Consider the following 23,635-nt stretch of genomic DNA (forward strand, 5'->3'; position numbering starts at 1 on the left):
CCGGGCTGTCAACAGCGTTCATGCTCGCCGCTGGGAAAAGAACCGTGGAATGCAAGCCTTGCGGTGCTGCGCGACATGGACATGCAAACGGTTCATGAGCTATGAGGCAGAAGCGTCGCCATGAGGGGACGCCCCATGACGGAAGCGTATCCAGCAAAGGACGTTCAGGTGTTTTGGAAACAGCAGCTCGAAGAACTCATCAAGGGATTGGACGAGGAGCGGGCCGAAGAGTTGCGGCGACTCTTCGAAAAGGTCCGCGCCGCGCCGGAATCGCCGCTGCCCTCCGATACGGATCGTACCCGGGAAAACATATACAGCACCTTTTTCAGCTGCGCCGGGGACATCATCATCATGCACGGGCTGGACGGCCAGATCATCGACGCGAACCGGATCACCTGCAACCGCCTGGGGTACACGCTGGAGGAAATGCAGGGCAGCCATTTCAGCATGCTCACCGGCTCGCATACGAAAGACCGGATCGAATACGTGCTCGGCAGGGTCGTCAGCCGGGGCAACTACTCCTTCGAGACGGTCTTCGTGTCCAAGGGGGGGCGGCAGGTTCCCGTGGAGGTCAGCGCGCGCATCGTGACCCACGGCGAGCAGGACGTGGTCCTCAGCATCGCCAGGGACATCTCGGCGCGCAAGGTGGCCGAGGAGATCATCCTGGAACAGAAGGTGTTCCTTTCCCAGATCATCAAGAATCTTCCGGTGGGGCTCTTCGTCAAGAAGGTCAAGAACGACCTGCGCTATACGCTTTGGAACAGCAGGATGGAGGAGATGACCGGCCATCCCCGGGAAAAGGCCATCGGCAAGACGGACCGGGAGCTGTTCCGCGAAAACGGCTTGAACTGGAGAAACATGACGGATCAGGAAGCGATCCGGACCGGGCTTCCCGTGGAGGCCTGCTCGCGCGAGCGCACTCCGGACGGCGAGGAAACCGTGTATCACGTCGTCAAGATCCCGGTGATGGACGCCGAGGGCAAAGCCGACGCCATTCTCGGCATCGTGGAGAACATCACGGACCGGGTCCGGGCCGAGGGCGAGATCCGCAAGGCGCACGACGATCTGGAGCGCCGCGTGGAGCAGCGCACCGCCGAGCTTTTGGGCGTCAACGAACGCCTGCGCATCGCCGAAGAGAAGTTCCGCAGCATTTTCGAAAACTCCATCCTGGGCATCTTCCGCATGAATCTGGACGGGCGGGTGCTGGTCTGCAACCAATCCCTGGCCAGGATGTTCGGCTACGAGAGCGCGGAAGAGCTGATCCAGGCCAGCCAGGAGCGGCCGGAATCGCTGCACGGCGACATGCGCAACCGGGAGGAGCTGCAAAAGCGGCTGCTGGCCGGAGAGGACTTCGAACCCTTCGAGTACGAATATCGCCGCGCGGACGGCTCGGTCTTCACCGGGCGCACGCATATCCGGCTGCTTCGCGACCGCAGGGACAACTACCCGTATCTCGAGGGCTTCATCGAGGACATGTCCGAGAGCAAGGCCTTTCAGCAGCGGCTGGAACAAAGCCAGCGCGACTACAGGATCCTTTACGAGCAGGCCTCGGAGGCCATTTTCCTGCTTGATCTCAAGGGCCGCGTCCTGGACGCGAACCCCATGGTCACGGAGATATTGGGCTACGGCCTGGACGAAATCCGGGCCATGGATCCGCGCGACCTGATCACGCGGGACATGGAACGCATCCGCGAGGAACTGAGGGCGGTCAAGAGCGGCAAGACCCTGCGACTGGAGCTGAACCTGCGGACCGGCTCCGGACGGGAAATCACGGCGGACCTCAGCGCCCGTCTGCTGGAAGGGGGGCGTATCCTGGCCATGCTCCGCGACAACACCGAGCGCACGGCCATGGAAGGTGCGCTGCGCAGCGCCAAGGAGGAAGCCGAGCAGGCCAGCCAGGCCAAGAGCGAATTCCTGGCCAACATGAGTCATGAAATCCGAACCCCGCTGGGGGGGATCATCGGCATGACGGACATGGTCCTGGGCGCGGGCCTCCAGCCGCAGCAGGCGGAATACGTCAAGGGCATCAAGGAGGCTTCCCGCTCGCTTCTGGAAATCATCAACGATATTTTAGATTTCTCCAAGATCGAGGCACGCAAGATGGAGATCGCCCTGGAACCGTTCCAGCTCCGGGAACGGCTGGAGATCGTGGTCGGCACGTTCCGGCTCGCGGCCATGGAAAAGAGCCTGGAATTGCGCAGCGTCGTGCCGGACGATCTTCCCGACGGCTACATGGGCGACGCCTGCCGCATCGGGCAGGTGCTTTCCAATCTCGTGGGCAACGCGGTCAAGTTCACGGAAGAAGGGTTCGTGGAGATGCGCGTGCGCATGCTCGAACGAACCGAGGATTCCGCCCGGCTGGAATTCAGCGTCACGGATACGGGCATCGGCATCTCCGAAGCGGACCAGGGACGCCTGTTCGACGTCTTTTCCCAGCTGGAGCCATCCCTGAGCAAGCGCCATCGCGGCACGGGCCTGGGACTGGCCATTTCCAAGCGGCTGGTGGAGATGATGGGCGGTGAGATTTTCGTGCGCAGCCGGGTGGGAGAGGGCAGCTGCTTCACCTTCCGGCTCGAACTGCCGTTCGCGGAACCGTCGGCCGAAGCGCAGGAGACGGAGCGCGAAAACGTGTCCCAGGAAGGGCGGCGCGTGCTCCTGGCCGAAGACAACGAGCTGAACCAGGAGTTTCTGACGTTCTTCCTCAAGGACGCGGGCCACTCCGTGCGGGTGGCTTGCAATGGCCACGAAGTGCTGACGGCGCTACGGGAGGAGACGTTCGACCTGGTGCTCATGGATATCCAGATGCCGGAAATGGACGGTCTGGAAACCACGGCGCACATTCGGGCCGGAGAAACCGCAGCCCCCAGGGACATTCCCATCGTGGCGCTGACGGCCTACGCCATGAAGGGCGATCGGGAAAGGATGCTCAAGGCGGGCATGGACGACTATCTGAGCAAGCCCGTGGACATGGAAAAGCTTTACAAGATCATTGCCCGGCTCACGGGTGAGCGCCGCGCAGCGTCGGAAGCATAGGGCTCGGATGGCTCAGGCGGTTTCCGTGCGGTTTCTGCCGTTGTCCTTGGCGCGGTAGAGGGCGGTGTCCGCCGCCTTGAGAATGGCCTCCACGGTGTCGCGGTCCGGGCGGAAGTCCGCGATGCCGATGCTGATGGTCACCCGCAGCCGACCTCCGGGCGCGGCGGGTTCCTCCACCTCGGCCCGGCCGATGGCAGCGCGCAGGCGTTCGGCCACTTCGAGCGCCTGATCCGCAGAGGTTTCCGGCAAAATGGCGGCGAACTCCTCCCCTCCCAGGCGGCCCAGCGTGTCCGTTTCCCGCAGGGCCTGCGCCCCGGTCGAGGCCACGTTCTTCAAGACCTTGTCTCCCACGTCGTGACCGTAGGTGTCGTTGACCCGCTTGAAGCGGTCCAGGTCGATCATCAGCAGGGTGAAGGGCCGCCTGTAGCGGCGCGCGCGGTCCAGTTCGCTTTCCGCCAGTTCCAGCAGGGCGCGGCGGTTGAGCAGGCCGGTCAGTTCGTCCGTGGTGGCCAGGGCGCGCAGGCGGCGCTCGTATTCCTTGCGCCGGGTAATGTCGCGGATGGTGCCCACGGCGTACCACTGGGTGTCCAGCGCAAAGGAGGACACGGTGATTTCGCAGGGGAAGAGCGCTCCGCCCTTTCTCTTGGCCATGAGTTCGCGGGTGACCCCCACCACCGGGCCGTGGCCCGTCATGCCGAAGTCCTCCATGGCCTCGGTCGCCGCGACCCGTTCCGTCGGCGCGGCGATGAGCGCATGGATTTCCCGCCCCAGGGCCTCATCTTCCGAATAGCCGAAAATGGTCGAAGCCGCGGGGTTCCAGAAGGAAATGCGTCCGGTTTCGTCGATGACGACCATGGCGTCCAGGGTCGCTTCGCTCATGGCCCTGATCTTGCGTTCCGAAGCCTGGAGCGCTTCCAGCGATCTTCGCCGCTCGGTCACGTCTTCCATGACCCCGACGAAATGGCGGACATGCCCTTCCTCGTCCTTGATGGGCGAGATGGAAAGCTGCTGCCAGATGGTCCTGCCGTCCTTGGTGCGGCTGGATATCTCGCCGGACCAGTGAGTCGCCCCTTCCGGGGAACGGCGCAGGCTCTCGTAGAAATTCGCGTCCAGCGTGTCCGATTGCAGCATTTCGGCGCTATTGCCGATGATTTCGGCGGGCTTGTAGCCGCAGACCTCGGTAAAGCGCGGATTGACATACTCGACCACTCCGTCGGCGGTCATGATCAGGACCGAGGCCGGGCTGTGTTCCACCGCCGTGGAAAGCTGCTCCATGCGGATGCGTTCCAGTTTTCGATCCGTGACGTCCTGGTAGATGCCGGAAAGGCGGGTGACCTTGTCCGCCTTGAAGTGGGCGCGGATGTTCAGCCTGATCCAGAGCCGTCGGCCCTTGGCCGTTTTCAGGCGCATTTCCAGTTCCACGGGGTTGCCCTTGCGGGCTTCGCCCACGGCGTTCAGGAAGGCCGTGCGGTGGCTGTGCTCCACAAAGTCGGCCATGGCGTCCACGGAAGGGACGAAGTCGCGGTCCACGCCGTGCAGTTGGCGCATTTCATCGGTCCAGCCAACCGTTTCCACCCCCGATTCCGTGGAGGTGGACAGGGAAAACCCGCCCATGCGCGAGATGCTCTGGGCTTCCATGAGCAAATCCCGGCTCTTTTCCAGTTCATGAATGGCGGAAACCCGTTTGGTGATGTCGCGGACCGCGTTGACCGTCCACCAGCTGCCGTGCAGGCGGAAGGAGGAAAGAGCCACTTCCGCAGGGAATTCCGTGCCATCCTTTCTTTTGAAGGAAATGGGATCTACGCAGGAAAAGTCGCTGAACGGACCGGCTTTGAGCGCCGGACCGGAATTGTTTCCGGCGCAGGGAGTAAAATTGAGAAAACCGGCCGCAGGGGCGTTGAGCACCTCGCCGGAGCGGTAGCCGAGCATGGATTCCGCGGCCGGGTTCCAGAAGGCGATGCGCCCGCGCTCGTCCACCATGATCAGGGCGTCGTGGGAGGAATGGCTGATGGCCTGGATCTTTTCTTCGGTTTCCTGGAGCGACTGTTCGACCTGCCTGCGGTGGAGCAAGGCCCGCGTGAGCAGGGCGGAAACCAGGGCCAGAAAAAGGAGCGTCACCCCCCCAAGGAGCAGGAACGAACCCGCCCAGTCCGGACTGAGAGCGTGCCTGGGGACGAACGCGAGCATGGTCCAGTATTCGTCGCCTTCCACCCGGAAGCCGGAACGGTTTTCCCCGTCCGTCGTCACACGGGAGAAGGCGTACATCCCGGATGAATTGAGAACGACGCCCTGGGGTTGCGAACCGATCAGCATCCAGAGGTCCGGCTGCCGGGCAGCAAGAGTGTAGCCCTGGCGTTCCGGGAGGCTGTTGCCCCATTCCATGCGTCGGTGCGGCCCCACCAGCCAGTTTCCCTGGTCGTTGATGATGAGCGCCTGGATGTCCTCGCCATGACGGGCGTTGCGGAGCATCTCGATGAGCTTGGACCCGTCCAGGTTGATGATCGCGACGCCCACGCTTCCGTCAGGGAGGCGCACCTGCGTGGCCACGCGCAAGGTCGGCCGGAAGGGGCGTTCGATCACGCCGTGCTCCACATTCAGGTCAAAGGCCGAAACGTAGACGGTTTCAGCGTCCTGGGCAGCGGTGCGTTTGTAGTACGTCCTGTGGGACTTGTCCTGAAGCTCCGAGGCGGGCATGAGTTGCGGGCCTTTGGGGCCGCGGATCATGCGCAGCTTTTCCATTCCCTCCGAGTCGAGAAATCGGATCTGATGATACTGCGGCCGGGTGAGCATGAACGCGCTCAAAAGGCGGGAAAGGGCGGAAGACGAGTCGGGCGGTACGCGCAGGTTGTCCGCCCGGTCCTCAAAGACCGAAGCCAGGAAGCGCACGTCCGAGGCGGTGTTTTCCAGGGTTTCGTGGAAAATTTGGCTCTCCACGGAAACGAGGGCTTCCGCTTCGGCCCGGCGCAAGGCTTCGTAGCGCCCGGACTGGAACAGGAAAAAGGCCGTCCCGACCAGCGCCAGTCCGGAAGCGAGCAGCAGGAATCGCTTGGCGAATTCCAGCGGGAACGAGGAGGAGAGGCGCATGGTCGCCGCAGGCCGGGCGTTGGCCGCTCGCTACGCCTGCGCCTCCGCCGGCACCGGGGCCTGCTGGCCGATGCGCTGCACGGCGGCCAGTTCCTCGGCGGAGAAGATCCGCGCGATGTCCAGAATGATGATGAACTCGTCCGCCTGCCTGCCCATGCCCTTGATGTATTCGGACTTGACCGCCGCGCCCATCTTGGGCGGCGCCTCGATGGAGTCGGGCGTCATTTCGAAGACCTCGCGGACGGAATCCACCAGCGCGCCGAGGATGGTGCGTTCGCCTTCGAACTCGACCTCGACGATGATGATGCAGGTGTTGATGGTGTCCTCGATCTCCTTCATGTTCAGCTTGCGGCGCATGCCCACCACGGGAACCGCATGGCCGCGCAGGTTGATGACCCCGCGCATGTAGTCGGGCGTGCGGGGGATGCGCGTGACGTGGATGAGCTCGAGCACCTCGCGCACGGTGGAGATGTCCAGGGCGAACACTTCCTTGCCGAGCGTGAAGGTCAGATATTGGTTGGTTTCGTTGGCGTTCTGGTCTGCCATGCTCCCTCCGGATGTTGCGTTGTTCCCTGTTGCCGAAGCCTACTCGGCCTTGCCCTTGGCCATTCCCGGTGTCTCGTTCCCGCGAACGTTGCCGAGAACGGAGGTGGCCGTGGCCACGATGCCGGAGAGGTCCGCGAGGTTGGTGGGAATGATCATGCTGTTGGACGTCTTGGCCAGCTTGCCGAATTCCGAGATGTACCGCTCGGCCACGCGCAGGTTCGCGGCCTGCACGCCGCCTTCCTCGCCGAGGCTTTCCGCGACCTTGCGCAGTCCTTCGGCCGTGGCGATGGCCACGAGTTCGATTTCCCTGGCGCGGCCTTCGGCCTCGTTGATGCGCTTCATCTTTTCGCCCTCGGAGACGAGGATGTTCTGCTGGCGTTCGCCTTCCGCGCGGTTGATCTGGGACTGGCGCTCGCCCTCGGAGCGCGCGATTTCGGCGCGCTTTTCGCGGTCGGCCTTCATCAGCGATTCCATGGCGGCCATGACGGACTGGGGCGGGGTGATGTCCTTGATCTCGTAGCGCAGCACCTTGACCCCCCAGCTCTGGGCGGCCTCGTCCACGGCGTGGACCACTTCCTGGTTGATGGCTTCGCGCTCCTCGAAGGTTTTGTCCAGTTCGATCTTGCCGATGGCCGAGCGCAGCGAGGTCTGGGCCAGCTGGCTGGCGGCGCGGTAGTAGTCGGTGATGCCGTAGGCGGACATCTTGGCATCCTGGACCTGGAGGTAGATCACGCCGTCGATTTCAACGGAGACGTTGTCGCGGGTGATGCAGACCTGGGAGGGGATGTCGAGCACTTCCTCCTTGAGCGAGCGCTTGTAGGCAACCCGGTCCAGGAAGGGGATCAGGATGTGGAAGCCTGCGGCCAGGGTGCGGCTGTACTTGCCGAGTCGTTCGATGACGAATTCGGATTTTTGGGGAACCACGACCGCGGTTTTGAGAAATATGACGATGACCAGGGCCGCGATGAGAATCAGAATAATCAGGGAACCGTCGATGAAGCCCACGGTCACTCTCCTTTGTTCAGGGGTTCGATCTTGAAGGTGCTGCGGTCGTCCTCGAACTCGGCCACGATCAATGCGGCGCTCCCTTCGGGGATGGAGCGGTCGCTGACGGCGCGCCAGAAGCTGCCGCGATACTTGATCTCGCCGGGGAGGTCCGGACGCACCTCGCGGGTGACGAGCACCTGGCGTCCCAGGTCGCCGGGTTCGCGCAGGCCGTCATCGCCGTCCGATTCCTGGCTCGCGCCCGTGAACACGCGCATGAAGATGCGGCGCAGAAAGATCAGCGAGGCCAGCGATCCGACAATGAAGATGGCAAGTTGCGCGGAAAGGGAGAGGTCGAAGAGGGCGCTTGCAAGGGACGTCAGCCAGCAGCCGATTCCGAAAAAAATGATGATGAATCCGGGGGCGGCCAACTCCGCCAGGGCCAAACAGAAGCCGATGGCGAACCAGATCACGTAGGCTTGGGTCAGAAAGTCAGGCACGGCAAAACCCTCCTTGGTGCAGGGTAGCCGAAATGATTGCGGGTTGCAGCAAAAAAGAGACGGGAATGTGGTTATAAAGGCCTGCTAGACCCAGCCCACCCGACCGGATCCGTCTTCCGTATGGCGCGCCACGAGGTTGCGCCCGGACCGCTTGGCCAGATACAGGGCCTTGTCCGCGGCCTCCACGAGCTGTGCGGTGTTCCAGCCCTTGACCACCTCGGCCACGCCGATGCTGACCGTGAAGTGGATCATGTCGCCCGTGAGCTTGCCGCCCTGGCGTGACTGGAAGTCGTAATCCTCCACGTCGCGCCGCAGTTCCTCGGCGACCATGGCGGCCTTGTCCATGGGCATGGGCAGGGCCAGGACTAGCTCCTCGCCGCCGTAGCGGGCCGCGTAGCCGTCGTGCTGGCTCGCGTGGGTCTTGACGATCTTGGCCAGGGCGCGCAGCACGTCGTCGCCGACCTGATGGCCGTAGGTGTCGTTGACGTTCTTGAAGTGGTCCACGTCGATCATGCACATGGAGAAGGGCAGCCCGCGGCTGTTGCTCGTGACCACGCTCTCGGCCAGGAAGGCGTCCAGGGAGCGGCGGTTGTAGAGTTCGGAGAGCAGGGCGTCGAAATTCGCGGTGTGTTCCAGGGCCTTGGCCCGCGCTTCCCATTGGCGCGCCTCTTCGCGGAACTCGGTGACGAATTCCGTGAGCAGCCCGCGGACCTGCTTGAGAATGTCCTTGCGGCTGGGTGCGGCCTTGACGGCTTCGGTGGTGGCGGTGTTGAACTGCGTCAGGCTTTGTTCCTGGCGGTCGCGCGAGGCGCGCATGCTCTCGAAGAAATGGCTCATTTCCTCGACAAGGGCCTCGGTGGAGCGCTTTTCGCGGGCAAGCTGGTCCTCGAGGTCCGCGACGCGGTTGGTCCGGAGCAGGAATTGCTCCAAGGCCTTGATGATCACGGGAAAGGCGTCGTGATCCACGTTGCGCTTGCCGATCTCGCGCAGCACGACCTGCTGGATCTTGGACTTGTCCGCCTCGCTGTAGATGCCGAGATGGCAGACGAGATTGCGCACGAACAGGACGGCAGTCAGGAGATTCAGGTTGCGACCGAGGCCTGCCTGTTCCAAGATGGTCTGCAACTTTTCGAGTTCCGTACCCTTGGCTGGTTCCATGTTCCGTCCTGGTGTTCTGTTGGTGTGGCCCGAATGCGCAGAATGCCAGAAACAGGGAAGGATTGGAAGAGGCGGGCATGGATGGGAATGGTCCGATGGGCGCGATTTCCGAGAGGGGCACGAGGGAATATCAAAAACCAGCGCCCACCGGGACCAGACTCAAAATACTACTGCCAATGAATTACTTCAAGTAAAACCGGGATAGATTTTCTTGTGCTCGAAATCGGTTCCGCATAGAGACGACCTTTCCGGAAAACAGGCACGCGCCGCGTGGAAACGGGATGAGAGATGAGGCGACCGCTGCTTTGGCTCGAACTGATAGCGTTGTTTTTGGGAGCGCCCTTGCTCCTCGCGTTCGGGTATCTTCCCGGACACAAGATCATCTGGCTCGGAGCAGCCACGGCGGGTTGCCTGCTCTGGCTCTCCAGGGATTCCGGCTTGGGCATGGGCGACCTGCTCCGAGCCGGAAACAGGCCAAATCTGTGGCACTTCTGCCTTCGCGTCGCGCTGGCCGCGTCGGCCGTGCTCCTGCTGACCCTGCTGCTCGTACCGGACCAACTGTTCGGATTTCCGAAGCGCAGGCCCCTGCTCTGGCTGGCTGTTTTCGTGCTCTACCCGCTGCTCTCGGCCTTTCCCCAGGAGTTGATCTATCGGGGATTCTTTTTCCGGCGATACGAAACGCTCTTTCCGCGAAGCGCCTCCCTGATGGCGGCGAGCGCCGCGGCCTTCGCCTGGATGCATGTGGTCTACGACAACGCGCCCGCCCTGATCCTCTCCCTGATCGGGGGGCTCGTCTTTGCGGACACCTACCGGAAAACCGGGTCGTTGTTCTGGACATCCCTGGAACACGCGGTTTACGGACTGCTTGTCTTCAGCATCGGCCTGGGCCGTTTTTTCTACGAAGGGCCGCATTAATACGAGAAATACGAAGATGTGGCATTTCAATTATTAGAAATAGTCTAGACAAAATATAGAAAACTAGGAACAGGGTTGGTCCAGGAGAATGAAATGAAGAAATACGCGATGATGTCGTTGGTTTTTGCCTGTTCGCTGCTCCTTGCCGCTTCCGAGTCGTTTTCAGCCGGAAAGGAGCGCTCCGGGAGCGTGTCGATCACAGCCTACGCTTCCGGCCAGGCCCTGGTCACGGAGGAGCGCGACATGGACCTTCCCGCGTCCGGGGAGGTGCCTTTCGCCGGGGCGCCCTCCACTCTGGACCTGACCTCGGTGGCGTTGCGCTCCCTTTCCCAGCCGGGCAAGGTCGCTGTCGGTTCCCTGCGGCTGCTGCCTTCGGCCTCGGACCCGGCCGCCGTGCTCCGAAGCCACATCGGCCGCGAGGTCCGCGTCGTGCTGCCCGACCCCTCGGACGCACGGGCACGCGTCACGCGCAAGGCCACGTTGCTCTCCGTGGGTTCCCAGGCGGTTCTCGACCTCGGCGACGAGATCTACGTGGGGCCGCTCGAGGCGGTGCTGCTGCCTGCGGACGCGGAAAAGCCGCGCGCCGAGGCCGCGCTGCTGCTCGACTTACGCAACAGCGGGGAGCGGCGTCAGCGCGTGGAAATTTCCTATCTTGCGGCAGGGTTGAGCTGGAGCGGCGACTGCGCCCTGACCCTGGACGAGAGCGGCGAACGGGGCGCGCTGTCCTGCTGGGCCACGCTGCGCAACGACACGGGCCGCGCCTTTGACGATGCCGTGGTCCGGCTGGTGGCCGGAGAGCCCCGACGCGCCGTCTCTCCCGCTCCCATGGCCCGCTTCAAGGCGGCTGCGCCCATGCTCGAAGCGGACATGGCCATGGGCGCTCCGCAGATGCAGGCGGGCGAATATCACATGTTCACGGTGCCGTACCCCGCCGATCTGACCGAAGGACAGGTCACGCGGCTGGCCCTGAGCGCGGCGGACCCGGTTGCGGTCGGGCGGGAGCTGGTCCTCCGGGGCCACGCCTTTCAGAATCCCGGCGGTTCCGAGCCGAGGCCCCAGACCGTGGACAACGTCCTGGTGCTGCGAAATACCAAGGAAAACGGCCTTGGAGAGCCGCTTCCCGCATCCCTGGTGCGCGTGTATCGGGACGTGTCCGGCGCAGGCCGCATTCTCGAGGGCGAGGTTTCCCTCGACAATCTTCCCGCCGGCGAGACCGCGCGCCTGACCCTGGGCACGGCTTTTGACGTGACGGCACGCCGGACCATGCAGTCCTACGAACGGATCGGCAAGAACAGGGCCAGGGTCCGCTGGGCCGTGGAGCTGCGCAACGCGGGCAAGAAAATGCGGGACGTGGTGGTACTGGAAACCTTCCAGGGAGACTGGAAGATTACGAGTTTCAACCAGGATTATGCAAAGGAATCTGCAAACACCGCGCGCTGGATTCTCCCGGTTCCCGGAGGGTCGAAGCCCGTGACCCTGCTCTACGAGGCGGAGGCGTCCTGGTAGGCGCTGATTCGTGTGCAAACGGCCCTGAGGCGTAGTTTTGGAACAGAGGCCCCGGCATTGCCTGCCGGGGTCTTTTTGTGCGCCCTGAGGGGCGATGCGGGCCGATTTCCGGGTGGGGTGGGCAAAAGCGGCGCAGGGCGTGCGCGCGCTCAATCCGACGCGGGCGCAAGAGAACGCCTGCAAGCGAAGAAGGTGGCGTAGCCGCGGCCCAGGGCGGTCCCGGCGTGGGTGATTTCGGGATCGAGCAGATTGGTCCGGTGCTGGGGGGAGTTCAGCCAGCCCTGGACCGTGGATTCGGCGTTCGGATAGTTCCAGGCCAGGTTTTCAACGCAGTGGTCGGAACCGGACAGGGCGAAGCGTTCGTCGAAGCCGTCGTGGCTCATGCGGCCCTGCCTGGCCATGAAGTCGTTCTGACGGGCGGCGATGGCGTCGAGCAGGACGTCGGGCCGAAGCGGGGCCGCGCCGAGCCGCAGCCGGGTCCGGTTGATCTCCTGGAGCAGGTCTTTCCCGTCCTGCGCGGCCGGTTTCGCGCCGTCCGGGAAGGAGCGCTTGGAAACATAGGGCGCGGCATCGATGCCCAGATCCGACGCCGGACCGGACAGGCAGCCCGCGAGGAGCAGGCAGGCCAGCAGCGCGCACATGGCGGGGATCGTCTTGGAACAGCCGAATATCATGGCGAAAGGCTCCTGAGAGAATGGGTCGCGAGTGAATATGTCGAGGTCCGGGCGCGGACGCGGGCAGGCCGCGGATCCCGCCGGAGCGGATCAGTCCAGGTCGATGAGCAGTTCGATGTGGTTGTGGTCGTCGCGGCGGCAGTAGCTGAATTCGCTGGCCACGCTGCGGACCATGCTCAGGCCGAGCCCGCCGATGGGCGCCTCGCAAAGGGTGCAGTTCAGACAGGGGCGGGGCGCTTCGCGGGGGTCGAACTCCTCGCCGTCGTCCGCCAGGGTCAGGCGCATCCGGCGGCCCTCCAGGGCCAGGGAAAGCCGGATGATGTGTTCGGCCTCGTCGGAAAAGGAATACTTGATGCTGTTGGTCACCAATTCCTCGATGACCATGTGCACGGTGAAACGGCTGCGTTCGGAAAGCAGGTTCGCGAGCATGAACCGTTCGGCCTCGCGGGCCAGGCGTTCCAGCTCGGACATGCGATTGGGCAGGGTGATGTTCCAGACCCGTTGTTCCACGATATCCGCTCCCAAAGTCCCTCCGTGAGGAACATACCAGCCCTGATCCGCGAAAGCCAGCGTCAATTCCGGTCGAGCAGCAGGGTCATGCCGCTGATGCCCTCCAGCAGCAGGCCGCGCGGCTTGACCAAATCGGAGCGCTCCGCTCCGGGGGTCAGGGTGGTGATCACGGCGCGGCCGATGACGATGCGCCCCGGAGTGGGGCCGTTTTTCTCGTCGCTGCGCAATCCCCAGAGATTGTGCAGGATCACGGCCCGACCGTCCCGCTGACCCGCGTAAAGCATGATGTGCCCCGGCTTGTAGAGCAGGGTGGACAGAGGCGCGGCCTGGGCCGCGATGGCTGCTTCCTTGTTCGGGGCGGAAAGACCGGCCAGGCTCACGAACCGTCCTGCCTGGGCCTGGGCCTTGGAATTGCGCGGCAGGATCACGCCGAAGGGCGCGAACAGGTCGAGCATGGTGGCGGAGCAGTCCCGCTTCATGAACAGTCCGCCCCATCCGTAGGGTTCGCCCAGGAGCTGGTTGCCCACGGCGGCCACGTTCCACGGCGTCAGGGCCAGGGGGAAAAGCGAGGCCGCGCCTCTGGGCAGCCGCGCCGGAATCAGGTCCGCGCTTCCGTCGGGACGGCGCACGGGCGTGAGCACGCGTTCGGCCAGGGAGGACGCGTCGTCTCCGAGCGGGCCGGGCTCCACGGGCAGCAGGGCGCCGATCCGGGCGCGCTGGCGGAAAAGGCCCTGGTCGTCGATGACGGGCACCCTGTCGCGCACGATCGCTGCGAACGGCCCGGCGCGAAAGCGGTCCATGAAGTCCTGGTCCGTGAAGGCCAGATCCGTGACCGGCATCCAGCCCCCGGCGTAGCGCGTTTCCACGAGCGCCCAGTCGCGGTCCGCGCTGAGGTGGGCCACGAAGAGCGGCGTTCCCGCCCAGACCGCGCTGTTCTGGGCCATGTCGAAGGGAAAGCCCTCTCCCGGCTCGCTGAAGTCGTTGAACATGGGGTCCAGGGTGGGCAGCAGCCGGAGCGAGGAATCGGCCACGGCCACGGCCTTCCGGTTCAGGTTCGGAAAGGAGGCCATGTCCGCGTTGCGGCGAAGGTCCGCAGCCCAGCTCGCGGGGCGGGGCAGGGTGTTTTCGCCGTAGATCGTCCGGGTCGCGGCGCGGTCCAGGTACGGAGTGAACTCGTCCGCAGGGAAGCTCGGCGTGCTGCGCCGCCAGGGCTCGAAGTGGCGGTCGAGGAAATGCGCCGCCAGTTCCTGCTGCGCTTCCGGCGAAACCATGCGCGCGTGTTCCGTGGCCGGGTCGAGATACGCGGTCAGATCCTGGGGCAGGCGTTCGATGTCGCGGACGAATCCGCGCGGCGACTTGGCCGCGCAGCCCGCAAGAAGAACGAAAAGCGCGAGCAGGACCGCGAAGCGGAATCGACGCAGGGAATAAACGCAGGAGCGCGAAGGTGTCGTGTTCATGCGGGGAGCATAGCGCGAGCGGAGAGGTTGCGCCAGGGGGGGCTGTGCGTTTGGGCTGGGGTAGCCTACCGAATCAGGCGGGATTGGGCGGGTTATCATGCGGTTATGATTCACAAGACGAAAAAAGGGGAGTATGCAGAAGGCAAGAATCCGATCCGGGCAACCGCAAACAGGGGATGAGAGCATGAACTTCAAGGAATCCGATCTTCCGCTGTCGCTCAAGCATGGCGAAATGCTGACGCTGGACAACGGCAGCACCATCCGCTTCGAGAGCAACGGCGAGGCCAAGGACATCATGATCAACGAAGACTTCAGCCCTGCCGTGACGCTGTTCCCGTCCAACGATTTCTTTTACGAGGCCGGAGGCAAGAAGTACAAGATGACTGCGGCGTTCGAGGACATCCTAGAAATCACCAAGGTCTGAGCAAGCGGTGCGCCGCACCGAGACATTCTTCGCTGCGGCCCGGACGGGCCACCCGGACCGGATGCAGAGGTAAGGTCCGAGCCGCAGCGCAATTCCCCGCAGCGGCGAAGCGAAATTCATGCCGCCAGAGACGACCGCAAAAATATCGTCGCTTAAAAAATACATAATAATAGATAATTATAATATCGTCGCTTGTCGATATTGCGCCTTTTCCCGTCCGGAGTCCTGCGCGGCGCGCGGTTCGCGCCACAGGTTGTCCGGCCGGTTGTCCGGCCGGGGCAGGTGCCCGGCCTGGGCCATGCCGGAAGCGTCGCACGCTCAAGGCCGAGATTCCGGCCCGCTTGTGTTCCCCACGCCGAAAGGCTACCCTCCAAATGAGGTTTCATCCCGGGCAACCCCCTGCATTTCAATCCCAACACGGGAGTCCGCATGAGCACATCCGCCAACCCGCAACGCGCATCGAGTCTGGCCGCGTTCGCCTTGCTGCTCGGCCTGACGCTGCTCGCGGCCGGACCGGCCAAGGCCGAACCCCTGCGCTTTCTGGCCGAGGCGGGCTACGCCCCCTATTCCTTCGCCTATGGCGACGAGGCGCGCGGCATCGATTGCGAACTGTTCCAGGAACTCGCGCGGCGGCTCTCCCTCGACGCGGTCATCGAACTCGCGCCCCGCGACAGGATGATCGACATGCTCAGGAACGGTGAGGCCGACGGTGCCGTGGCCCTCGGCTACCAGTCCGAACTGGTCCCCGCGCTGCTCTTCGCACGCAGGCAGGCCATGCGTTCCAACTCCTACGATCTCTTTTCCCATGTGGCCCGCCGGGTCGCCTACGACGGTCCCGCCTCCCTGGCAGGCAAGCGCATCGCCCTGCCCCTGGGCGTGGACCCCGGCCGCGCCTTTGGCGACGCCGAGGCCCAGGGCGTCTTTCAGACCCTGCGCGCGCCGGGCGAATCCGGCTGCGTCCGGCTGCTGCTCATGAACCAGGTCGACGCCTTCGTGGGCCAGACCGAAGCCAGCTACGACATGCTCACCAAAATGGGCATGACCAGCACCATCCTCGCCGCAAAGCAGAACGTGGGGCGCGACTCCAGCTATGTGGCCGTGGCCAGGGACATTCGGGGACACAAGCCCGAAGATCTCGTCCGGCTCATGGAACTGGTGCTCGGCGACATGCTCGCGGACGGAACCTACCGAAAGATCCAGGCGCGCTACCTCCTGCCCTGAAGCGGCCCGGCGGGGCGCGCGAAACAGAAAGGCATGCCTCCGGCGGCCCAGGGGCCCGCGGCCCCTGGAACCCCTTTGTGCGCCGAAGCTCGATGCTGCGCATCCGCGCTTCGGCGCGGAAGGGACTGCGGAGGGGAGAATGTGCTCGTGGAATTACAGGTCTGGAGTGAAAGGTCTTTAAAATAAGCTATCGATAAGTTTTGATAGCATGAATCCCCCGCTATCAGTCGGGAAAAGAAGCAACCCTCCCGCCGGATGCCGTCCGGCATCCGGCCCATGAACGGTCTTTGGGAGGGGGTCCGGGGGAACCCTTTCTGCAAGAAAGGGTTCCCCCGGTTCGTCTTTTCACGGACGGCGATTAGTCCCCGTCGTTCAGGATTTCGGGGTCGTACTCGTAGCCCTTGAAGCCGGCCTTGAAGAAGATGGAGTAGAGCACGGGCGCGAGGCCGAGGGTCAGGAAGGTGGCGAAGGAGAGGCCGAAGATCAGGGTGTTGGCCATGGGCCGCCACATCTCGCCCCCCTGGAGGGAGAGCGGAATCAGGCCGATGACCGTGGTGCTGGCCGTCATCAGGATGGGCCGCAGCCGCCGCTGGGCCGCGACCACGATGGCGTCCTGGGGCGTGTGCCCCCGTTTGTTCTCGATGTCCACCTGGTCGATGAAGATGATGGCGTTGTTGATGATGATGCCCATGAGGCTGATCATGCCGAGCATGGCCATGAACCCGAAGGGCGCGTCCGAGACGTGCAGCCCGAAGGTCACGCCGATGATCATGGGCGGGATGGCCAGCAGGATGATCAGGGTGCGTCGGATGGAGTTGAACTGGGAGACGAGGGTCAGCACGATGAGCAGCATGGCCAGGGGCAGGCCCACGTAGATGGAGCGCTGCGCCTTGGCGGTTTCCTCCTGCTCGCCGCCGTACTCGACCTTGTAGCCCCGCGGCCAGTCCGGACTCTGGGTCAGCGCGTCGATGCGCGGCTGGATGTCGGCCAGGGCGTCGCTGGCGAAGCGTCCGGAAAGCGTGGCCTTGACGGTCATGGTCCGCTGGTGGTCGCGGCGGCGGATGTCGCTGGGCTGCCAGACCAGCCGTACCGTGGCGACCTGCGAGAGGGGCACCCTGGAATAGGAATTGACGTTGTAGACGCTGGCGTCCTCGATGCGGCCCAGGCCCACGCGTTCGGACTCCTTGAGCCGGAGCACGATGGGGATGTCTTCTGTCCCCTCCCGATATTTGGTGGGGGTGGTGCCGTTGACGATGGCGTTCAGGGAGAAGCCGATGTCCTGGGTGGATATGCCGACGCGCTTGGCGTTCTCCTGCTGCACGTCCACCTGGAGCTTCTTGGTCCATTCCCCCCAGTCGTCCCAGATGTCGTAGACGCCCGGAGTGGATTCAAGAATCGTGTTGACCCGGTCGCGCAGGGAATAGAGCGTCTTCATGCTCGGCCCGGAGAGCCGGACCTGGATGGGCGCGCCCACGGGCGGCCCGTTTTCGAGCATCTTCACGTCCGCACGGGTGTCCGGGAAGTGGGCCGCGATCTCTTCGCGGGTCCGGTCCAGCAGGGTGGCCGCGCCTTCGATGGTCTTGGTGTTCACGATCATGAAGGCGTAGTTGGGGTTGTCCTGCTCCGGGGAGAGGGCCAGATACCAGCGCGGTCCGCCGGAGCCGACGATGGAGCCGACCGAGGCGGTCTCGTCCTGGGCCAGCAGCCAGTTTTCCAGGTCGGCCACGCGCTGCGACGTGGTGCCGATGTCCGTGCCGTAGGGCTGCCAGAAGTCGATGATGAACATGTCCCGTTCGTTGGGCGGGAAGAAGGTCTGCGGCAGCTTGGTGAAGCCCCAGCTCGCCACGGCCATGAGCGCCACGGCCACGCCCACGGAAAGGGTGCGCTGCTTCAGGCCCAGGAGCAGGAAGCCGCGATAGAGGCGGTAGAAGACGTTCTCGAAGGTCTGGCGCTGGAGCTTCGGCTTGAGGAAGTAGTAGCAGCAGAAGGGCACGAAGGTCAGGGAGAGTACCCAGGAGCTGAGCAGCGTCAGCGTGATGACGATGAACATGGACAGGCAGTATTCGCCGACCATGCTCTGGGCTGTGGCGATGGGCAGGAAGGCGAAGATCGTGGTCAGGGAAGCGGCCAGGAGCGGAATGCGCAGCCCCTTGACCGACTCGACCACGGCCTTCATGCGCTCCTGTCCGGCGGCGAGGCGCACGAGAATGGCCTCGCTGACCACGACCCCGTTGTCCACGAGCATGCCCAGCGCGATGATCAGCGAGGCGATGGACACGCGCTGGAGCACGACGTTGAAGAAGGGCATCAGCGCGATGCTCATGAGCACGGCCATGGGCACGAGCATGGCGGCCACCACGGCCGTGCGCAGCCCGGCGTAGAGCAGCATGACGATGACCACGAAGGCGAAGGCTTCCAGCAGGTTGACCATGAACTCGTTGATGGCGCTCTGCACGAACTTGGGCTGGTAGGCCACGAAATCGAGATCCAGCCCCACGGGAAGGTCGGCCTGGATTTCCTTGAACTGCGCGGCGACCTTGTCTCCAAGCTCCACGATGTTGCCGCCCTTGGCCATGTTCACGGCGATCATCAGGCAGTTCTCGCCGTTGAAGCGGGTCATGGTCGCGGCCGGATCCTCATAGCCGCGCCGGATGGTGGCGATGTCCGCGAGGGAGACGTTTCTGGCGGTTCCGGGGATGACGAAGGTGGTCCGGGCGATGTCCTCCATGCTGTTGAACTCGCCCGTGGCCTCGATGACGATGCGCTCCGGCCCGACCAGGGCGTTGCCTCCCGGGGTGATGGCGTTCTGGGACTTGAGCACGTCGAGGATGAGCTTGGGATTCACGCCCAGTTCCGCGAGCTTGGCGTCGGAGAACTCCACGTAGATGGCTTCGTCCTGCTCGCCGTGGATGGCCACCTTGCCCACGTCCGGCATGGCCAGCAGCCGGTCCTGGATGCGCTCGGCGTATTCCTTGAGCTCGCGGTAGCTGTAGCCGTCGCCGCGCAGCGCGGCCACGATGCCGAACACGTCGCCGAACTGGTCGTTGACGTAGGGGCCGACCACCCCGGAGGGCAGCTTCGGGGCCACGTCGTCGATCTCGTTGCGCAGCCGGTCCCAGATGGGCTTCATGTCCGTGTAGCGTTCAAAGACCTTGACCCGGATGATGGAGATTCCGTTCATGGATTCCGAAAGCACGTGCTCCACTTCCGGAATGGTCCGGATGGCCTTTTCCAGCTCCTCCGTGACCAGGGATTCCATCTTGTAGGGCGTGGCTCCGGGGAAGTAGGTCACGACCATGGCGTCGCGGATGGTGAATTCCGGGTCTTCCAGGCGGGAGATGGTCATGTAGGTGGAAATGCCGGAAAAGACGATGCAGAGCATGGCCACGAGGAATGTCCGGTTGTTCTTGATGCACCATTGGGCAAGGGCCATGCTCTAACCCTCCGCTTCCAGCAGCCGGACCTTGCGGCCTTCCTCCAGCCGATGCACCCCGCGGATCACCAGTTCGTCGCCGGGCGCAAGCCCCTCCAGCACCTCCAGTCCCTCCGTGCTCAGCCCGCCGATGCGCACGTCGCGGCGCGACACGGTCATGCTCTTGCGGTCCACGATCCAGACGAAGCGGCCGCCGTCGGGCGAGGCGGCCACGGCCTGGGGCGGCACGATCATGTCCGCGCCTTCGGGAATGCGGAAGGAGAATTCAGCCTGTCCGATCATGCCGGGCAGAATGCGCGGATCGTCGTCCACGATGCGCAGGGTCACGGCGAAGGTGGAGAGCTGCACGGCCTCCACGCCCACCTCCACGGCCAGGGCCTCGAAATCGCGGTCCGGGATGGCTTCGAAGCGGACCACGGCCTTGTCCCCCTCGCGGATGGAGGAGATCAGCCGTTCGGGCACGGCGGTTTCGAACTCCATGTTCCCCGTGGTCGAGAGCGAGGCGATGGTCTGCCCGGCCTGCACGGTCTGGTGCACGTTTACGGGCACCTGGGCCAGGGAGCCGTCCGCCGGGGCGTTGAGCACGGTGTAGTTGAGCTGCTGCTGGGCCAGATCGCGCCGCTTGCGCGCCGCGTCCACCTGGGCAGCTGCCGAGCGGTAGGACGCTTCGGCCTGGTCCATCTCGCTTTTGGAGATGGTCCGCGAGTCGTAGAGCGACTTCTTGCGCTGCCAGTCGGCCTTGAGCTGGTTGAAGGAAGCCATGGCCTGGGCCAGGGCCGCGTCCGCCTCCTTGACCTGAAGCTCGTAATCCGTGGGGTCGAGCTTGGCGACGAGGTCGCCCTTGCGCACGGCCATGCCGATCTTGGCGGGCAGGGCGAGGATTTCTCCGGAAACGCGGAAGCTGAGGTTGGATTCGATGGCGGTCTGGGCCACGCCGGAAAAAGTTCGCACCCGCGCTTCGGACGGGGAGCGGACAGTCATGGTCACCACGGGGCGGACCACTTCCTTTTCCGGCCCCGGATCGCGGGAGCAGCCGCTCGTGGCGAGAGTCAGCGCGGCCAGACACAGGATGCCTATTGTCTGCAATGGAAATTTCATGCCTACCTCCGATTCTGGATGGTACGCAGGATGCGACGCCTTGCCGATAATTGCAAGGGCTTGCGGAAAAAGAATAAGCCGCGCGGGGGGAGAGGAGCGGTTTCCGGCGCAAGGCCGGGAGCGGTCAGGTGCGGGCCTTGAAGATGCGTCCTTCGTCCAGGAAGGGGTCCACGAAATCGCCGCTCATGGAGCCGTCCGCGTTGATGAGGGGCTTGGGCTGGATCCAGCGGGGCACCACGTCCGCGTAGATCTTCTGCGACTGGGCGACGCGCCTTACGAACTCCCGAAAGTTCTCGGAAGCGAAGCTGTGGCTGACTTTGCTGAAGTCGCTGAAAAATTCCAACATGGGAATCTGGCCTTCGACAACCTTCATGGCAACGGGGGCTCCTGGATGCTGAAAAACGGAAAGCGTCTCATGGGCCTTATCGGCGCAAGAGGGAAAAAACTTGAGGGGCGGAAGGCGGAAAATCAGTTCGGGAGGGGGACGCCGAGGGACTCGGCCAGCAGCTGGCGTCCCCGGGTCAGGGCCACCGTGAGCTGCTTCACGTCCGCAAGGGAGAAGGGCCGTTTCATGAGCATGCGTTCTTCGGGGTACTTGTCGCTGTTCTGGACGTTGTTGACGATCTTGAGGAAGCGCTCCGCGCCGAGGGACTGCATGTTCGCGAGCACGTCGTTCAGCAGCTCAAGGCCGATGCGGCGGGCGCGGTCGTCGTCGCAGAGCCTGCGCCAGTCCGTGGCGGTCTTGCCGTAATTGTACTGGGTGGTGAATTCCTCCACGAGTTCCTTGAGCGTTTCGCGCCGTTCCTGCATGGCTTCGTTGTGCTCGCTGAAGAGCACGGGCTTGGCCGAAAATCCGTCCAGAGCCGCGATGCTGCCGCGCACGGCCACCAGGAAATAGCGCAGCAGGGGCCGGGGGATGATTCCCTTGGTGAAGTTTTCGCGGGCGGCGTCGTCCTGGCGCGAGCCGTCGGGGTAGAGCACGGTCTTTTTGTAGGCCCGCGCGATGCCGTATTCCGTGATCAGCCGGCCGATGCCGTCGCGGCCTCTGTTGCTGGGGCGCAGGTAGGCGTCCAGGATGGTCAGCATCTGCTGGGAGGATTCGTCCTTGAAGGTCTGCATGGTCGAGTAGCCCTGGAAGGCGGCGCGGATGACGTCTTCGATGACGGCACGCTCCATGCCCAGGGAGCTCATCTTCATCTTGAGTTCCTTGGAGAAGACCAGCACCTGCTTGCGGCAGGCCTTGAGGGCCAGCTCGTAGATCAGGTTGCGTACGTCCTCGACGTATTGGGAAGAAGTGTGTTCGCTCATGCCTGGCCTCTCGCGTTTCGGAATCGGAAGCTCCTTGTAGCCGGAACAGGGCGCGCGGGGCAAGTCTCGCGGGACAGGATCAATGCTTTGATTCCGCGAGCACGTCCTGCACCCAGGCCAGGGCCTCGACGCAGGCCCTGTCCGCATCGGAGCGCTTCAGTCCCAGGGCCTGGGCCGCCGAGCCGATGCCCTTGATGTCTCCGCGCTCGTAGCCGCGCGCGAGGTCGAGCGCAAAGCCCATGCGGCAATCGCAGATGCCCATCAGAGCCGAGGCCATCTCTTCTTCCAGGGGGAGCTGCGCCAGGATTTCATCCATGGAGACGCGCAGGAGCGAATCCAAGAGGGAGAAGAGGCCGAGAGTGAAGGCGTTCTGCGGGGGCAGCCCGATCGCAGGAGCCAGGTTTTCCAGAAACCTGGCGCGCTGGAGCGAAAGGAAGCTGACCTCCGAGGCCCGCGAGGATGGGTTCAGGTCCGCGAGGATCACGGCCTGAAGCCAGCGCGCCAGGGGACGCTGGCCGATCATGTTCACGGCGTGGCTGACCGATTCCACCCGCGAACGCAGCCCGAAGGCCGCGGAGTTCACGTAGCGGAAGAGCCGATAGGACAGGGACGGGTCGGTGTTGATGATTTGCGCGATGCGTTCGGCGGAGAAGTCCGGATCGGACAGCTCCTTGAGCAGACCGAGCTTGGCGGCCATGCCCGCCGGAACCTTGCGTCCGGGAATGATTTCGGGCCTGCTGAAGAAGAAGCCCTGGAAAAGTTCGAAGCCGAGTTCCGCGCAGGTTCGGAAGACCTCCTCGTTTTCGACCTTTTCCGCGAGCAGCCGCAGCTTGCGTCCGCCGATCTGGGCCAGGGCGTCCCGGATGCGCTGCGGGTCGGAGCCGAGGGCCAGGATGTCCATCTTGAGAATGTCGGCCACGTCGAGAAAGGGTTCCAGCTCCGGCTCCCCGGCGTAGTCGTCCATGGCGATGGTGTAGCCTTCGGCCTTGAGTTGGCGGAGCTTGTCGAGCACCGCTTCCGTCGGCGCGACCGTTTCCAGAATTTCCACGACGCAGATGTCCGGGGGCAGGGCCAGGGCGGTTTCCTCCAGGAGCAGCCGCTCCGGGAAGTTGACGAGCATGCGCTGCCCCTCGTGCAGCCCCGGGCGGGCCAGGGTGAATCCGTCCGCGATGACCTGCGAGGTGGCCAGGTCGTCGTCCGTGACCTGCGCGGTCTGGGCCGATGCCGAGGAACGGAAAAGCAGTTCGTAGCCCCAGACCTCCTGATCGGCGCTGAAAATGGGCTGCCGGGCGACGAAGACGCTCTCGTCGGAGTCGTTGCCGAGAAGCGGAGGGGCTGCGGCGGGCATGAACGCTCCTTATTGGAACTTGGGGTAGTGGGAGAAATGGATCTTGTTCTTCGTGTCGATGTCCACGCTGTCCTCGCCCTTTTGCACGCGCCAGGTATAAGGGGCCACCAGGGTGATGGTCACGGTGTCCGCAAGGTGCACGGGCAGGCCGAAGCCCATGAGCTTGCCCGGCTTGCGCACCACCGCCGTGAACGTTTCCGGGGTGTTTTCCGGGGTCAGCTCCACGTCGGGAACCACGTTGATCCAGTCCACGAACGCGGCCGTTTCCGTATAGATCATGAGCTTGTCCTCGGCGGAGGCGGGAGCGGCTCCGGCAGAGAGCAGCGCCAGCCCGGCAAGGACGAGGAACAGGGACCGTTTTGGAAACATGGCGACCTCGAAGGTTGAAGTGTTCATTCCATATCTCCATACAAGCTGCGCAAAACGAAGTCCACGC

20 protein-coding genes are annotated in these 23,635 nt (G+C 64.0%); 5 read left to right on the forward strand and 15 right to left on the reverse strand.

Annotated elements, in window-relative coordinates:
• Positions 1 to 168 precede the first annotated feature (168 nt).
• Positions 169 to 3,033: a PAS domain S-box protein gene (locus G452_RS20575; protein ID WP_162141295.1), complete on the forward strand. Its 2,865-nt coding sequence runs from the start codon at positions 169 to 171 to the stop codon at positions 3,031 to 3,033.
• Positions 3,034 to 3,045: 12 nt separating this feature from the next.
• Here G452_RS20575 and G452_RS20580 read toward each other — a convergent pair whose 3' ends face one another.
• The 5 genes from G452_RS20580 to G452_RS0109600 form a co-directional block, all read right to left on the reverse strand.
• Positions 3,046 to 6,117: a PAS domain S-box protein gene (locus G452_RS20580; RefSeq protein ID WP_022662042.1), complete on the reverse strand. Its 3,072-nt coding sequence runs from the start codon at positions 6,115 to 6,117 to the stop codon at positions 3,046 to 3,048.
• Between the two features lie 30 nt (positions 6,118 to 6,147).
• Positions 6,148 to 6,663, reverse strand: coding sequence for a chemotaxis protein CheW (locus tag G452_RS0109585; RefSeq protein WP_022662043.1), 516 nt, complete (start codon positions 6,661 to 6,663; stop codon positions 6,148 to 6,150).
• A gap of 39 nt (positions 6,664 to 6,702) precedes the next feature.
• Positions 6,703 to 7,659, reverse strand: a complete 957-nt coding sequence (locus G452_RS18835) for an SPFH domain-containing protein (RefSeq protein ID WP_051142042.1) — start codon at positions 7,657 to 7,659, stop codon at positions 6,703 to 6,705.
• An 11-nt stretch (positions 7,660 to 7,670) separates the two neighbouring features.
• On the reverse strand, positions 7,671 to 8,147 hold the full coding sequence (locus tag G452_RS0109595) for an NfeD family protein (RefSeq protein ID WP_022662045.1): 477 nt from the start codon (positions 8,145 to 8,147) through the stop codon (positions 7,671 to 7,673).
• Between the two features lie 84 nt (positions 8,148 to 8,231).
• On the reverse strand, positions 8,232 to 9,305 hold the full coding sequence (locus G452_RS0109600; RefSeq protein WP_022662046.1) for a GGDEF domain-containing protein: 1,074 nt from the start codon (positions 9,303 to 9,305) through the stop codon (positions 8,232 to 8,234).
• 288 nt (positions 9,306 to 9,593) lie between these two features.
• Between G452_RS0109600 and G452_RS0109605 the strand changes: the two genes are divergently transcribed.
• Entirely contained in the window at positions 9,594 to 10,220 is a 627-nt protein-coding gene (locus G452_RS0109605) for a CPBP family glutamic-type intramembrane protease (protein ID WP_022662047.1), read from the forward strand.
• Between the two features lie 44 nt (positions 10,221 to 10,264).
• Here the strand turns inward: G452_RS0109605 and G452_RS21470 are convergent, their stop codons facing one another.
• Complete coding sequence (locus G452_RS21470; protein ID WP_155887633.1) at positions 10,265 to 10,420, reverse strand: hypothetical protein; 156 nt, start codon at positions 10,418 to 10,420, stop codon at positions 10,265 to 10,267.
• Here G452_RS21470 and G452_RS0109610 point away from each other — a divergent pair.
• Entirely contained in the window at positions 10,410 to 11,726 is a 1,317-nt protein-coding gene (locus G452_RS0109610) for a DUF4139 domain-containing protein (protein ID WP_155887635.1), read from the forward strand. The two genes, G452_RS21470 and G452_RS0109610, sit on opposite strands and share 11 nt — an antisense overlap.
• Positions 11,727 to 11,875: 149 nt before the next feature.
• Here the strand turns inward: G452_RS0109610 and G452_RS20585 are convergent, their stop codons facing one another.
• From G452_RS20585 to G452_RS0109625, 3 genes are all read right to left on the reverse strand, one after another.
• Positions 11,876 to 12,400 (reverse strand): CAP domain-containing protein, encoded by a 525-nt coding sequence (locus tag G452_RS20585; RefSeq protein ID WP_022662049.1) that lies wholly within the window; start codon positions 12,398 to 12,400, stop codon positions 11,876 to 11,878.
• Positions 12,401 to 12,490: 90 nt separating this feature from the next.
• Positions 12,491 to 12,925: an ATP-binding protein gene (locus G452_RS18845; RefSeq protein WP_022662050.1), complete on the reverse strand. Its 435-nt coding sequence runs from the start codon at positions 12,923 to 12,925 to the stop codon at positions 12,491 to 12,493.
• A 47-nt stretch (positions 12,926 to 12,972) separates the two neighbouring features.
• Complete coding sequence (locus G452_RS0109625; RefSeq protein WP_022662051.1) at positions 12,973 to 14,367, reverse strand: SH3 domain-containing protein; 1,395 nt, start codon at positions 14,365 to 14,367, stop codon at positions 12,973 to 12,975.
• Positions 14,368 to 14,551: 184 nt separating this feature from the next.
• On the opposite strand from G452_RS0109625, the gene G452_RS0109630 reads away from it, so the two are divergent.
• Together G452_RS0109630 and G452_RS0109635 are read left to right on the forward strand one after the other, a co-directional pair.
• Positions 14,552 to 14,791, forward strand: coding sequence for a hypothetical protein (locus G452_RS0109630; RefSeq protein ID WP_022662052.1), 240 nt, complete (start codon positions 14,552 to 14,554; stop codon positions 14,789 to 14,791).
• A 429-nt stretch (positions 14,792 to 15,220) separates the two neighbouring features.
• Positions 15,221 to 16,012 carry a substrate-binding periplasmic protein gene (locus G452_RS0109635; protein ID WP_022662053.1) on the forward strand — a complete coding sequence of 264 codons (792 nt, stop codon included), beginning with the start codon at positions 15,221 to 15,223 and terminating at the stop codon, positions 16,010 to 16,012.
• A gap of 358 nt (positions 16,013 to 16,370) precedes the next feature.
• Here G452_RS0109635 and G452_RS0109640 read toward each other — a convergent pair whose 3' ends face one another.
• The 6 genes from G452_RS0109640 to G452_RS0109665 form a co-directional block, all read right to left on the reverse strand.
• Positions 16,371 to 19,445, reverse strand: coding sequence for an efflux RND transporter permease subunit (locus G452_RS0109640; protein ID WP_022662054.1), 3,075 nt, complete (start codon positions 19,443 to 19,445; stop codon positions 16,371 to 16,373).
• 3 nt (positions 19,446 to 19,448) lie between these two features.
• Positions 19,449 to 20,543: an efflux RND transporter periplasmic adaptor subunit gene (locus tag G452_RS0109645; RefSeq protein ID WP_022662055.1), complete on the reverse strand. Its 1,095-nt coding sequence runs from the start codon at positions 20,541 to 20,543 to the stop codon at positions 19,449 to 19,451.
• 124 nt (positions 20,544 to 20,667) lie between these two features.
• On the reverse strand, positions 20,668 to 20,916 hold the full coding sequence (locus G452_RS0109650; RefSeq protein ID WP_022662056.1) for a hypothetical protein: 249 nt from the start codon (positions 20,914 to 20,916) through the stop codon (positions 20,668 to 20,670).
• 95 nt (positions 20,917 to 21,011) lie between these two features.
• Complete coding sequence (locus G452_RS0109655; RefSeq protein WP_022662057.1) at positions 21,012 to 21,851, reverse strand: hypothetical protein; 840 nt, start codon at positions 21,849 to 21,851, stop codon at positions 21,012 to 21,014.
• 79 nt (positions 21,852 to 21,930) lie between these two features.
• Positions 21,931 to 23,199: an EAL and HDOD domain-containing protein gene (locus tag G452_RS18850; protein WP_022662058.1), complete on the reverse strand. Its 1,269-nt coding sequence runs from the start codon at positions 23,197 to 23,199 to the stop codon at positions 21,931 to 21,933.
• Positions 23,200 to 23,208: 9 nt separating this feature from the next.
• A complete protein-coding gene (locus G452_RS0109665; protein ID WP_022662059.1) occupies positions 23,209 to 23,595 on the reverse strand; it encodes a hypothetical protein in 387 nt (128 codons plus the stop codon).
• Between the last annotated feature and the right edge of the window lie 40 nt (positions 23,596 to 23,635).

The sequence above is a fragment of the Paucidesulfovibrio longus DSM 6739 genome, from assembly GCF_000420485.1.
Classification (GTDB): Bacteria; Desulfobacterota; Desulfovibrionia; order Desulfovibrionales; family Desulfovibrionaceae; genus Paucidesulfovibrio; species Paucidesulfovibrio longus.

Excerpts from the sequence above, each read along its gene's own strand:
- G452_RS20580 (WP_022662042.1), bottom strand. The coding sequence starts at position 6,117 with ATGCGCCTCTCCTCCTCGTTCCCGCTGGAATTCGCCAAGCGATTCCTG.
- G452_RS0109585 (WP_022662043.1), bottom strand. The coding sequence starts at position 6,663 with ATGGCAGACCAGAACGCCAACGAAACCAACCAATATCTGACCTTCACG.
- G452_RS0109600 (WP_022662046.1), bottom strand. The coding sequence starts at position 9,305 with ATGGAACCAGCCAAGGGTACGGAACTCGAAAAGTTGCAGACCATCTTG.
- G452_RS0109605 (WP_022662047.1), top strand. The coding sequence starts at position 9,594 with ATGAGGCGACCGCTGCTTTGGCTCGAACTGATAGCGTTGTTTTTGGGA.
- G452_RS20585 (WP_022662049.1), bottom strand. The coding sequence starts at position 12,400 with ATGATATTCGGCTGTTCCAAGACGATCCCCGCCATGTGCGCGCTGCTG.
- G452_RS0109625 (WP_022662051.1), bottom strand. The coding sequence starts at position 14,367 with ATGAACACGACACCTTCGCGCTCCTGCGTTTATTCCCTGCGTCGATTC.
- G452_RS0109630 (WP_022662052.1), top strand. The coding sequence starts at position 14,552 with ATGAACTTCAAGGAATCCGATCTTCCGCTGTCGCTCAAGCATGGCGAA.
- G452_RS0109635 (WP_022662053.1), top strand. The coding sequence starts at position 15,221 with ATGAGCACATCCGCCAACCCGCAACGCGCATCGAGTCTGGCCGCGTTC.
- G452_RS0109640 (WP_022662054.1), bottom strand. The coding sequence starts at position 19,445 with ATGGCCCTTGCCCAATGGTGCATCAAGAACAACCGGACATTCCTCGTG.
- G452_RS0109645 (WP_022662055.1), bottom strand. The coding sequence starts at position 20,543 with ATGAAATTTCCATTGCAGACAATAGGCATCCTGTGTCTGGCCGCGCTG.
- G452_RS0109650 (WP_022662056.1), bottom strand. The coding sequence starts at position 20,916 with ATGAAGGTTGTCGAAGGCCAGATTCCCATGTTGGAATTTTTCAGCGAC.
- G452_RS0109655 (WP_022662057.1), bottom strand. The coding sequence starts at position 21,851 with ATGAGCGAACACACTTCTTCCCAATACGTCGAGGACGTACGCAACCTG.
- G452_RS18850 (WP_022662058.1), bottom strand. The coding sequence starts at position 23,199 with ATGCCCGCCGCAGCCCCTCCGCTTCTCGGCAACGACTCCGACGAGAGC.
- G452_RS0109665 (WP_022662059.1), bottom strand. The coding sequence starts at position 23,595 with ATGAACACTTCAACCTTCGAGGTCGCCATGTTTCCAAAACGGTCCCTG.